General features: G+C 61.6%; 4 protein-coding genes. All 4 read left to right on the top strand.

Annotated elements, in window-relative coordinates; all coding sequences use genetic code 11:
- Nucleotide 1: 1 nt before the first annotated feature.
- The 4 genes from NMK_RS05715 to NMK_RS05700 all read left to right on the top strand — a co-directional run bounded on the left by NMK_RS05715 (nt 2) and on the right by NMK_RS05700 (nt 13379).
- Nucleotides 2-3898: a translocation/assembly module TamB domain-containing protein gene (locus NMK_RS05715; protein ID WP_109014787.1), complete on the top strand. Its 3897-nt coding sequence runs from the start codon at nt 2-4 to the stop codon at nt 3896-3898.
- A 114-nt stretch (nt 3899-4012) separates the two neighbouring features.
- A complete protein-coding gene (locus NMK_RS05710) occupies nt 4013-9961 on the top strand; it encodes an Ig-like domain-containing alpha-2-macroglobulin family protein (protein ID WP_109014786.1) in 5949 nt (1982 codons plus the stop codon).
- Nucleotides 9958-12150, top strand: a complete 2193-nt coding sequence (gene pbpC / locus NMK_RS05705) for a penicillin-binding protein 1C (RefSeq protein WP_227871377.1) — start codon at nt 9958-9960, stop codon at nt 12148-12150. Before NMK_RS05710 ends, pbpC begins: the two co-directional genes overlap by 4 nt.
- A 134-nt stretch (nt 12151-12284) precedes the next feature.
- Nucleotides 12285-13379: a helix-turn-helix transcriptional regulator gene (locus tag NMK_RS05700; protein ID WP_109014785.1), complete on the top strand. Its 1095-nt coding sequence runs from the start codon at nt 12285-12287 to the stop codon at nt 13377-13379.
- Nucleotides 13380-13395 lie beyond the last annotated feature (16 nt).

The raw sequence follows: 13395 nt of genomic DNA, 5'->3' as shown, positions 1-13395 counted from the left end.
CATGGCCGACGGCGACCCCAGGCACCCCAAACATTCCAAGGCATGGCGAATACTCGTCCTGCTGCTCGCGGTGCCGGTCCTGGTGGCGGTAGCTTGGTTCGCGACCATGAATACCGAGTTAGGGGCGCGCACGGTCTGGCGTATCCTGACCCGAATGCCGTCTATCAGCGGCGAATATGAAGGCGGCACCTTGAGCTCCGGGCTGCGGCTGCGGCATGTGCAATACCGCGATGCGAAACGCAGGATCGAGATAGACCGCCTGCACTCGCAGTGGCAAATCCGGTGGTCGCCCTTGAAGTTGACCGTGAGCGACCTCGCGTTCAATCAGCTAGCCCTGACGCTGTTGCCCACACCGCCGGAGTCGCGCGTCTTGCCTGATAGCCTGCGCCTGCCGCTCGCGCTCGATCTCAAGCAGGCCAGGGTGCAGAAACTTACACTGAACACTACTGATGCCAACCTGGTCTTTTCCGGCATCGTGCTGCACGCCGACAGCGATGGGGTGCACCATAGGCTGGTACTGGAACGAGCGGGGACGCCTGCGGGCAAGGCGACCTTGCAGTTGGGTATCGACGGCGACCGGCCCTTTGCGCTCAACGGCCGGGCCAGCCTGAGCGGCAGTACGCCCCTACCAGTCCGGTTCCAGGAAACGTATGCGGCGCAGGTGCAGGTGTCCGGCACGCTCGCCAATATTTCAACCGTCGCCGACATGACCGGCAGCCGCGCACATGGGCGGCTGGAGGTCGCCGTCACACCGTTTGCAGATATTCCTTTCAGCCGTGCGATGGTGGATATTCGCGGTGTGAATCTCGCGACCTTCCGCGATGGTTTGCCGAAGACCGACATCGCTATCCAGGCCGATATCAAGCCTGCTGGAGGCCCATCGGCGGAGCTTTCGTCGCTGCAAGTTACCGGGCTGGTCTCGATCACCAACGCCGTTCCCGGCCGCATCGATCAAGGGCTGCTGCCACTAGCCTCCTTATCCGGCAACGCACGGCTGGATAAAAACGCCCAGACGCTCTCCGACCTCACCGTGAAGCTCGCCGGCGGCGCCAAGCTTGTGGGCGGCGCCCGCAATCGCAGCCCTTACCATGGCAGGCTGGATTTACAGGCTGAGGGCTTGAACCTGGCGGCGCTGCATGGCGCGCTGCGGCCAACGCAATTGTCCGGCCCGCTGACGGTGATGCTGGCAGAAACCGGGCAGCGCCTGCATGCCGATCTGGCGGACCGGGCTTATCGCGTCCAGGCTGATGCCACGCTGGACCCCGAAAATATCGTACTAGACCATGCCGAGGTGAAGTCCGGCCCGGCCGAACTCCTATTGCAAGGCCGCCTGGCAAGAAATCAGGCCTCGACCTATGCCGTCAAGGGCGCGCTCAAGCGGTTCGACCCCGCCCTGTTCTTCAGCACCATGCACATCCGGGCGCCAACGCCGGGCAAGCCGCTTCCCTTCAAGGTCTACCAGGCCGACATCAACAGCACCTTCGAGGTGAGCGGCAGCCTGAACCCATCCTTAACTGCCATCGCTCGCTTCGACATCCGCGACAGCACCTACAACAACCTGCCCATGCAGGGCGGAGGCATGGTGCATATTGCGCAAAAAACCGTGCGGGACAGCGACGCGACGCTGGAGATCGCCGGCAACCGTCTCAACGTCAAAGGCAGCTTTGGTCGTCTAAACGATACATTGGCTGTTGCCATCGATGCACCGTCTCTGGATGAGCTTGGTTTCGGGCTCTCCGGCCTGCTCGAGCTGCACGGCAGCTTTGCCGGCACGTTCCAGAAACCCAAGGTGACGGCGACCTTCAGTGCTAAAAACCTGCATGTCGGCGAGCACCGGCTGGCGAGTGCGGAGGGCCATGTGCAGGCGCTGGGCCTGCCGGAAACAGGTTCCGATGCCACGCTTAATCTGGATGTGAAAGCCAGCGGTTACTACCGCGGAGAAGACCGTCTGGAGAGACTTAATGCAAATGTTGCCGGGAGCTATGCCCGTCATGAAATCCAGTTGGCGACAGCTGGACAGCTACACGGCCAAAAACTCGACCTGCTGCTGGCCGCCCACGGACGTTTGCAGCAGGGGCAGGACGGGATGGCATGGTCCGGCACCGTGAGCCGGTTCGATCATCGCGTCTTTCCCCATGTGCATTTGGCAGAACCGGCCAGCCTGGAGGCGGCATCGGGGCGGTTCAGCCTGGGCAAGACCGCCCTCACCGTCGAAAACACCGATTTCGCCCTTGCGCGTTTTGCCTTCGACAACGGCGCAATCAGCTCCGCTGGCCGTGCCGATGCCGTCGCGGTCGCGCATCTGCTGGCACTGAGGCAAGCCCTCACCGGGGCCGAGCCGCTGCCATTGAAAACCGACCTGGTGCTGGATGCGCGCTGGGATTTCAAGCTCGCCCGCCAAGCGCAAGGGTTTCTCCAGATCGAACGCCGCAGCGGCGATATCCGCGGCAAGGGACAAACCGGCGACATCGCGCTCGGCCTCGGCAAGCTCAGGCTCAGGGCCGATTTCGGCGGTAGCCAAGTCACGTTCAATGCCGAGGCCGATGCTAGCCGCGTGGGTCATCTACAAGGCAACGGACGCTTGGGGTTGATACCGTCCGGTGCCCTTCTCACCATCACCCCGCAATCGCCGGTGAGCGGACGCATCATGATGGACATGGCCTTGCAGAAAGCCGGCATCCTCGCCGGGCCGCGCATCTCGCTCAAGGGTCGCGTGAACGCCGACTTGAATCTCCAAGGCACGGTGGGCAATGTGGCAGTAGGCGGCACGATCAACGGCGACGACCTGGCACTCACCCTGTACGACCAAGGCATCAATCTGCGCGACGGCAAGGCCCGCCTCGTACTGCACGACCAGGTGCTGGACATCCGGCAGGCCGTCTTCCACGGCGGCAAAGGCCAGTTGCGCATGACGGGCAGCATCCCCCTGGATCGTCAGCGCCCGGAACTCACCGCATCCATCGTCGCAGAGAAGCTGCAGCTGCTGGCCAAGCCGGGATCGCAGCTCATGCTCTCCGGCAATGCACGCATTACCAATGTCGACCGGCTGAGCGTGGACGGCAGATTCGTCGTCGATAACGCCTTGTTCAACCTGCCCGAGACGCCCGCGCCGGAGTTGGGCGACGACGTCGTGGTGGTGCGCAGCGGCGAGTCACCGGCCGACCGGCAAGCGCTGGCAAAGCAACGCGCGAGCCCTTTCTCGCCGGCGATCCGGCTGGAGGTCGACCTGGGCCGCGATTTCCGGTTTCGCGGTCAGGGTGCCGACCTGCGCATGACCGGCCTTGTGACGATCACCCAATCACCGCAGCAACCGCCCAGGGCGCAGGGTACCGTCAACGTGGCGGAAGGGACGTTCGAGGCATTCGGCACCAAGCTGGCCATTGAGCGCGGCGTCCTCAATTTCCAGGGCGTGATGGATAACCCCAACATCAACATCCTGGCCATGCGCCGCAACCAGGAAGTGGCTGCTGGCGTGAACATCACCGGCACGGCCAAAGCCCCCAGGGTGACGCTGGTCTCCGAGCCGGACGTGCCGGAAGAGCAGAAGCTGTCGTGGCTGGTGTTCGGCCATGGCGGCAGCGGCGCGGGCGAGGGCGGCGCCCGAACCGCCGCGCAAAATGCAGCGCTGGCGCTGGTGAACAGCATGGCGGGCGGCAAGAAACTGGCCAAAAATCTCGGCCTGGATGAAATATCCCTGGAAACAGGCGCCTCCGGCGAACAACTGGTCACGCTGGGAAAATCCATCACCGATAAACTGACCCTGGGCTACAAGCAAGGCCTGACCACGGCTGAAAGCGCCGTCGAACTCACCTACCTGCTTTCGCAGCACTGGTCGGTGGTCACGCGCGGCGGCCAGGTGCTGGGCATCAATATCCGCTATTCGAAGCGATTTGATTGATTGCACGACCTGATAAGGTTGCTAGTTGTACTCCTGCACCGACATATCTATGATCGGCAAAAGGGGCTTTTTTAAGCACATAGGCCTCCAACGAACAATAACAGGAGGGTGGGCATGAGATTGCTGCAAGTCGCAATGTTGGGAGGGCTGCTGCTGGCCGGAGCGAACGCAGGCTGGGTTCAAGATCAGGCTGCGGCTGCGATGCCTGCCAAAGTGGAAGCGTTCAGTCCGCAAGGCGAAGTGAAGGACGTGCGGCAGGTCGTCGCCCGCTTCTCCGAACCCATGGTGGCTTTCGGTGATCCGCGCCTGGAATCGCCTTTCGACGTGCAATGCGACGGGACGGGCACAGAAAAAGGTAAAGGCCGTTGGGCCGATGGGCGCAACTGGATTTACGATTTCGAGAACGATCTTCCCGCGGGGGAGAAGTGCACCTTCACGCCCAAGGCCGGGCTCAAGAGCATGGCCGGTACCCCGGTAGATAAAACGGCTTTCAGCTTTACCACTGGCGGCCCCGCTATCCGTGTGAGCCATCCCGCCGAGGGCGTCGAATACATCGATGAAGAACAGGTTTTCCTGCTCGGCCTGGATGCCCCAGCCGATATCGCTTCGGTCAAGCAACATGCGTCTTGCATTATCGAAGGCATCGGGGAGCGTATCTCCCTAGAGATCATCGAAGGCGGCAAGCGCGAGAAAATCCTCGCCGAGCAAGCGAACGAAGCGCGCAACCTGTTCGAAGTCCTGACCAAACGCGGCGGCCACGGCTACCTGGCGGTCAAGGACAAACGCCTGCAGAACGCCAATGTCGTGGTCGCCAAGTGCGGGCGCACGCTGCCGGCCGGAAGCAAGGTCAGCTTGTTGTGGGGCAAGGGCATCCAGACGACGAACGGCATTCCGACAAGCCAGGACCAGACCTTGCCCTTTCATGTCCGCGAGGCCTTTACCGCGCGCTCGAACTGCACCCGCATCAACCCCAAGGCCGGCTGCGTGCCCGTGCTGCCGATTGCGTTGAACTTCAACGCGCCGGTCGAGCGCGACCTGGCCGAAAAAATCGTGCTGCGCACGGCCGACGGACAAGAAATGCATCCGGCCATATCCAAGGACGAGCGCGGCCCTACCGTGGAGGGCGTTTCGTTTCCCGGACCGTTTCCGTCCCGCACCGAAGTCACGATCGAACTGCCGAAAAAATTCAAGGATGACGCTGGCCGTAGTCTGACCAATGCCGCGGCTTTTCCGCTGAAAGTCAGGATCGACACCGATCCTCCGCTCATCAAGTTTCCTTCCCGTTTCGGCATCCTCGAGCTCAACGCCCAGCCCATGCTGCCGGTGAGCGTTCGCAATGTGGAAGCCACGCTGAAAGGGGCGCAAGCGCAGTTCGGAAAGGCGGCGGAAGCGGGAAATGCCTCCCAAGGCGTATTGGCCCGGCTGGATACGGACGACGACGCCCAACTGGCGCAATGGTTTAACCGCGTGACCCGGCATCCTTACGACGAAAACGGTGCTGTGCAAACCTTCGAGCGGCAGAACCGGCATTACCCTCGCGAAGGCGAAATGCCGCTGCTCATGGATAATGCCAATGACGATTTGTTCAGCACCTCCAAGCTCAGCCTTCCCCGTCCTCACGGCGAGAAACCGTTCGAGCTCATCGGCATTCCGCTGAAGAAGCCCGGCTTCTATGTCGTCGAATTCGCCAGCGACCGCCTGGGAGCAGCCTTGCATGGCGAGAAAAAACCTTATTACGTTTCTTCCAGCGCACTCGTCACCAATATGGCGGTGCACCTCAAGAAAGGTCGCGAGTCTTCGCTGGTGTGGGTGACGCGGCTGGACAACGCCCAACCGGTCGGCGGCGCCGCCATCCGGGTTTCGACTTGCGACGGCCGCCAGCTATGGGAAGGCAAGACCGATGCCAAAGGCATGGCGCATATCGATGAAGAATTGGAGGACGGTTACTTCGGGCATTGCTCCGGCTTGATGGCGACGGCGCGCAAGGACGGCGACCTGTCATTCGTGTTTTCGACCTGGGACGACGGCATCAGCCCCTGGCAATTCAACCTGGGCGGCGGCAACACGGCCGGCCCGGTCATCGCGCATACCGTGTTCGACCGTCCCTTGTTCCGCGCCGGGGAAACCGTCTCCATGAAGCATTTCGTGCGCGTCCGGACCGGCAAGGGTTTCAACCTGGCGACGGATCTGCCGACGACGATAACCGTGACGCACGAAGGCAGCGGCCAAACCTACGACGTGCCTGTCGAATGGTCCGACAGTGCGGGCATTTCCGAATGGGAAATCCCAAAGGAAGCCAAGCTCGGTATGTATTCGGTGAGCTACCAGATCGGGCGCAACACCCTCGCTTCGGGGACTTTCCGGGTCGAGCAGTATCGCGTCCCGCTGATGAAGGCGGTGCTGAAACCGCCGGCACAGCCGCTAGTGAACGGCACCAGCCTGGCGGTCGACGCCCAGCTCAACCTGCTGGCCGGCGGTGCTGCCGCAGGCGCGCCGGTCAAGTTCCGCAGCCGACTCGTGCGCTATCCGCTGCTGTTTCCTCAATACGACGATTTCGAGTTCGGCGGCAGCATTCCCAAGGAAGGCATCGAAGCCGTGGAGCCGTATTCCTACGACCCCGAGGAAGAAGGCAGCGACATGCCCGAGGAGAACGCCGCCTCGAACAATCCAGATCTGGTGCCGGGCTATCCCGTGCGTACCCTCAGCATGACGCTGGATGCCAACGGTGGTGCGCGCGTCACCTTTGACAAGCTGCCGAAAGCGCAGGAATCGCGCGCGCTGGAAGTCGAGATGGAATATTCCGACCCCAACGGTCAGATCCTGACGGCAGCCACCCGGGCGATGGTCTTACCCTCCTCCGTCGTACTCGGCATGAAGATCGATGGTTATTTCTCCACCAAGGACCGCATGGCGTTCAAGGTACTGGCGCTGGACACCATGGGAAAGCCGCTCGCCGACCGCAAGATCTCGGTCGATGCGTATTCGCGCAAGACCTACGCCTATCGCAAACGCATGCTCGGCGGCTTTTACAGCTACGAACAGACCGGCAAGGTCGAACGTGTCGGCTCGGTGTGCAGCGGAAAAACGGACGAGCGCGGCATCCTGATCTGCGACGGCTCCGCGCCCGAATCCGGCGAGTTGATCCTCGTCGCTTCGGCCAAGGACGACCAGGGCAACCCCGCACTCGCCAGCCGTCAGCTTTATGTGGCGGATGCGGACAATTGGTTTACCGCGGGCCAAAGCGACCGTATCGATCTCTTGGCCGACAAACGCGCTTACGAACCGGGTGACAAGGCGCGCTTCGAGGTGCGCATGCCGTTCCGCGAGGCGACCGCTCTCGTCACCGTGGAGCGCGAGGGCATCCTCGATTCGTTCGTGATGCCCATCTCCGCCAAATCTCCCTTCGTCGATGTGCCGATTGCCGCAAGCTACGGACCCAATGCTTATGTTTCGGTGATGGTGGTGCGGGGCCGCATCGATCCTGAAACGCCGGGCGCGTTCGCCTGGCTGAAACGCATGGTCTATCGCATCGGCATGTTCTTCGGCCTGGTCAAGGAAATGCCGCGCGAGGTCGATACCCGGCCGACCGCGCTCGTCGATCTCACCAAGCCGGCCTTCAAGCTGGGCATGGCCCAGATCCGCGTGGGCTGGCAAAACTATGCCTTGAAGGTCAAGGTCGAGCCGGACCGCGACGCGTACAAGGTTCGCGACAAGGCGACCGTCAAAGTCACGGTGACCGACTCGGCGGGCAAGCCGGCCTCCAACGCCGAAATCGCGTTGGCTGCCGTAGACGAAGGTCTGCTGCAACTGGCGTCGCCCACCTCATGGGAACTGCTCGAAGCCATGATGCAGCGGCGCCCGATCGAAGTGCGCACCTCCACCGCGCAATCGCAGGTCATCGGCAAGCGGCACTTCGGCAAGAAAGCCGCCGCGCCGGGCGGAGGCGGCGGACAAGGGGCCAATGCACGCGAGCTGTTCGATACCTTGCTGCTGTGGAAGCCTAGTGTACGGCTCGATGCGCATGGTCAAGCACGGGTTGTGGTTCCGCTGAACGATTCCCTCACTTCGTTCCGCATCGCCGCCATTGCCCATGCGGGTGCGCAGCGTTTCGGCACAGGCGCCGCCACCATCCGCAGCTCGCAAGAGGTCATGCTGTTCGCCGGCTTGCCGCCCTTCGTGCGCGAAGGCGACCAATTCTCGGCGATGGTCACCCTGCGCAACGGCGGTTCTCGTCCGTTAACTTTGGATGTCACGGCCAGCGCCAACGCAGGCAATGGCGCCAAACCGGTCGGCACCCAGCGCGTCAGCATCAAGCCCGGTGACGGTAAGACGGTGTCGTTCCCGGGTGCCGCGCCGTTCGATGCCAAGAAGCTGGAGTGGCTGATCACCGCCCAGGAGGTGGGCTCGTCCGCCAAACAGAAATTGGCGCACGATTCGCTGAAATTCACCCAGAAAGTCGGGGCTGCATATCCGGTGCGGGTGTATCAGCAAACCATGGAACAACTGGAACCCAATAAACCGTGGACTTTTCCCGTACAGAGACCAGCTGGTGCCATTTCCGGTCGTGGCGGCATCGATATTCGTCTGGCTAATTCGCTCGGCGGGGATTTCGCCTCGGTGCGGGAATGGATGCAGCGCTATCCCTTCATCTGCATGGAACAGCGCGCCTCGGTGGCCATCGCCCTCGAGGACGAGCAGCGCTGGGACCAAGTGATGAATACGCTGCCGCTGCATCTCGACGGCGACGGGCTGGTGAAATACTTCCCCATGGACTGGTTGCAGGGCGACGACACGCTCACGGCTTATCTCCTGACCATCGCCAATGAGGCCGGGTACGAGATTCCCGAGGCTTCGCGCGACCGCATGCTCAAGGGGCTGGAGGACTTTGTCGCCGGGCGCATTCACCGCTACGGCTCTCTGCAAACTGCCGACGTGGTGATGCGCAAGCTCGCCGCTATCGATGCATTGTCGCGCTACGGCCGTGCCAAACCGGAAATGCTGGAATCGCTCGAAATTGCGCCTAATCTGTGGCCGAGTTCCGGCGTCATCGACTGGATCTCGGTATTGACCCATGTGAAGGACATCCCGAATCGTGAAGAACAGCTCGATAAGGCATTGCAGATCCTGCGTTCGCGCCTGTTCTTCTCCGGCACCATGATGAGTTTTTCCACGGAGAAGCAGGATTACCTGTGGTGGCTGATGGTGTCGCCCGACCTGAACTCGGTGCGTGCCTTGCGCTTGCTCGCCGATGACCCGAGTTTCCAGGCCTCCGATGCGGGGCGACTCGCTCGCGGTGCTTTGGCACGCCAGGCCGGTGGGCACTGGAACACGACCTTGGCAAACGCCTGGGGTGTGATTGCACTGCGTCACTTCCAGGAGAAGTACGAACGCGATCCGGTGACGGGTACCACTGCTGTCAAACTGGGTACACAGGAGAAAACGCTGCCGTGGGCGCACGCCAAATCGCACGACAACGGCGACCCCACGCTAGGCACGCCCATCGGCCCCGGCCTCGATACGCAATTAGCCTGGCCTGCCGCATCCGCCCCGCTGTCCTTGCAGCACCAGGGCGGCGGCAAGCCCTGGGCGTTTGTAGCCTCAAAAGCGGCGTTGCCATTGCAAAAACCGCTGTTCGCCGGTTACAGCATCAAGCGCACGATAACACCTGTAGAACAGCAGAAATCCGGCGTGTGGCAGCGCGGCGATACTTACCGCGTCAGCCTTGAAATCGATGCGCAAGCCGATATGACCTGGGTCGTGGTCAACGATCCGGTTCCCGCAGGCGCAACGGTTCTGGGCACCGGCCTGGGAGGCGATTCCGCCTTGCTCGTTTCGGGCGAGAAACAAAAGGGCTGGCAGCGCCCTGCTTTCGAGGAGCGCGCCTTCGACGGCTACCGGGCCTATTATTCCTATGTGCCCAAAGGCAAGTTCAGCCTGGAATATACGGTTCGGCTGAATAATCCCGGGCGCTTCGAGATGCCTGCCACGCGCGTCGAAGCGATGTATGCGCCGGAAATTTTCGGGGAGCTGCCGGTCGCCAGGATGGAAGTCAAGGCGCAGTGAAATTTAGGCGGTTGATCCTGATAGGCCTGGGTTCGACGGTCACCGTCCTGGGCCTTTCTGTGCTCACCAGCCCCATGCCATCGTTCGAATTCGTACGTTCGGCGTCATTCAGCTCGGAAGCGACGCTGCTCGACCGGAACGGCGTGGTCATTGAGTGCCTGCGGCTCGACCGCAAGCGCCGGATGCTGGAATGGGTACCGCTGGATGCCTTATCGCCCAGGCTGCAACAGGCTGTTATCGCGGCCGAGGACAAGCGCTTCTATTGGCACCCCGGCATCGATCCGCTCGGAGCGATTTCTGCCATCGCGGACAACTTGCATCGCACCCGTGCCAGGGGTGCCAGCACCATCACCATGCAATTGGCCAACCTGCTGGCGTATCCCGACGACCCCAGAGGCGATCGCGGCTGGCTCTCCAAACTGCGACAGGTCCGCGATGCCTTGGCGCTGGAACTGCGGTGGAGCAAGCGCGAGATTCTGGAGGCGTATCTCAATCGCGTTCCCTTCCGCGGCGAGTTGATTGGCGTGGATGCCGCTTCGCGCGGACTGTTGGCCAAAGGCCCGGGCGGGCTGGATACGGCAGAGGCCGCGGTACTTGCATCGTTAGTTCGGGCGCCGGGGGCATCGCGCACTGCCATTGCCAAACGGGCATGCGCAACGCTCAAAGCCATGGCCGAGGATCGGGATTCCTCTCTCCTATGCGAGCAGTCGGCTTTCCTGGCGACCGCATTGCCGCAGCGCCCATATCTGATGCCGGGCGTGGACGATGCACCCCATCTGGGAAGGCGGCTGCTGCAGAAACCGGGCGAGCGCCTACAGGTCGCCGTGGATGCCAGTCTGCAGCGATTTGCCCGTGAAACCTTGCGTACGCATCTGGCCGAGCTCGCCAATCAGAATGTCGAAGACGGAGCTGTGGTAGTGCTCGACAACACAAGCGGTGAAGTTCTGGCCTATATCGGCTCCAGCGGCGACCTTTCGGGTGCTGCCGAGGTCGATGGCGTGGCGGCGCTGCGCCAGCCGGGCTCTACGCTGAAACCGTTCTTGTATGGTGCGGCCATCGATCAGGGATGGCTGAACGCCAGTTCCGTACTGGACGATTCCCCACTCGCCCTCACGACCCCGTCAGGGCTCTACATTCCACAGGATTACGACCGCAACTTCCGCGGTGCCGTCAGCGTGCGCACGGCGCTGGGATCGTCGCTGAATGTTCCAGCCGTCAGAACGCTCACGCTGGTAGGCGTGGATCGATTCCTCAATACATTGCGCGATCTCGGCATGTCGAGCCTGAACCAGGAGGCGGAGCACTACGGTTTCGGACTGGCTTTGGGCGGGGCGGAGACAACGCTGCTGCAACTGACTAACGCTTATCGTACTTTGGCTAACGGCGGGCAATGGAGGCCAACCCGGTTTCTGCTGGATAAATCGGTACCCTCGACGTCGCCAGCCGGAGCGCGGCAGATCCTGAGTCCGCAGGCCAGTTTCATCATCGCCGATATCCTCGCTGATCCCGCAGCAAGAACCTTGACCTTCGGGCTTTCGAGCCCCTTGTCTACTCACACCTGGGCTGCAGTCAAAACCGGCACCAGCAAAGCCATGCGGGACAATTGGGCTGTAGGGTTTACGGATCGCTACACGGTGGGCGTCTGGGTCGGCAATTTCTCGGGAGCACCTATGTGGGATGTTTCCGGCGTGACCGGCGCAGCGCCGGTGTGGCGCGATATCGTCGAATATCTGCATCGATCGCATCCGAGTCAGGCTCCAATACCGCCTCAAGGTGTTACAAGACTATCGGTAGCTTATCGCCCGGCTATTGAGGCCCCACGGGAGGAATGGGTGATCGGAACGAATCACCCACCGGAACCCGCTGTTATTCGCGTGGCTGGGGCGCTTCCTACGCTTATTGCACCGCCCGACTCTGCCGTTATTGCGCCGGATCCCGATATTCCGCAGCAACGGCAAGCGCTGCTGCTGCAATCCAATGGTATCGGCAATACCTGCATGTTGCTCGATGGTAAGCCTGCAGCCCGATGCGGCATATCCAAAGCGCTGGTTCCCTTGCCGCTCCCGGGCAAGCATAGCTTGATGCTTATTGATGGACATGAAAAAGAACTGGATATGCATCAGTTCGAAGTTCGGGCGCTTAATACTCCCAAACATTCTCCCGCACAGTCCCGAGAAGGGTTGCAGTAAAAGGGTTTTAGCACTTCGGATTAAGTTGGTGATGTGCTGCGGATACGACCGGGTGATTCTCCCGGTTGCGACTCCATGCCCTTGCGTGAAACAATCGTCGGCGCAACGGCTTGCATTAGTCTGCTTGGCGATGCGTGAGCGCCTTGCAATGCGACAACAAGAACAACAGAACCGATTTCTCCATGTCTTCCGACCGCGAAACGCTGCTGCGGCAGTGGCAAATGATGCGCCTGATTCCGGGCCATCCGTTCAAGATTACTGCCCGTGAGCTGTTCCAGAAACTCGCCGCGCACAATCACATCACCAGCAAACGTACTGTAGAGCGCGATCTCAAGGCTTTGGCGCAGCATTTGCCGCTGGTTTGCGACGATAGCGAAAAGCCGTACGGCTGGAGCTGGGGCAAGGATACCGGGAGCTACATGCTGCCTGTGATGTCGGGGACTGAAGCGATGGCAATCAACCTGCTGGGGGATTACGCCAAGCCTGTGCTGGGTGCGACCGCCTTGCCGCATTTGCAGCGGTTGTTCGCGGCGGCGCAGGAGCAGTTGGCCCATGCACCACAGGAGGCCTCCACTAATTGGCAAAGCAAGCTGCACGTCAGTCATGCCGCACAGGCGCATACTGCTTCGGGGAGCGATAGCGAAGTGCAGGCGGTGGTCACCGAGGGGTTGCTGCAGGACAAGATGCTGGCCGTGGGCTACCAGAAACCGGGGGAGCCGCGGGTCGAGCAATTCCGGGTGCATCCGCTGGCGCTGGTGCACCGGGCGCAGTTGACCTACCTAGTGTGCCTGCTGAGCGAGATCGAGGAAACACGGGCCTTGGCGCTGCATCGCATTCGATCCGTGCGGGTGCTGGAGGCACCCAGTCGGCGTCCTGAAAATTTCTCCCTGGATGATTTTGTTGCCAGCGGCAAGCTGGGGTTCGGTGACGAGAAAACCATCCGCCTCGAAGCCTTGTTCACTCCGGCGGCGTTTAGAAAGGTCTATGAGGCGCCGCTCAGCAACGAGCAGAAATGGTCACCCAATGAAGACGGCCGTTTGAAACTCACGGCGATCGTCAAGGAAACCGAGCAACTACGCGGCTGGCTGATGAGCTTGGGCGGCGAGGTCGAGGTCATTTTGCCGCTGCAATTGCGCAAGACCATTGCCCAGGCGGCGCGGGAAATGGTGAAAGTCTATTACGGCTACAGCACGTGGCAGAACTTCAACTGGCCCAGCGTAGACAAGTAGCGCGGGTCGATTCCAC

The sequence above is a fragment of the Novimethylophilus kurashikiensis genome, from assembly GCF_003112435.1.
GTDB lineage: Bacteria > Pseudomonadota > Gammaproteobacteria > Burkholderiales > Methylophilaceae > Novimethylophilus > Novimethylophilus kurashikiensis.
The sequence above is the reverse complement of the archived record's forward strand: the minus strand, read 5'-3'. Positions and strand labels throughout refer to the sequence as shown.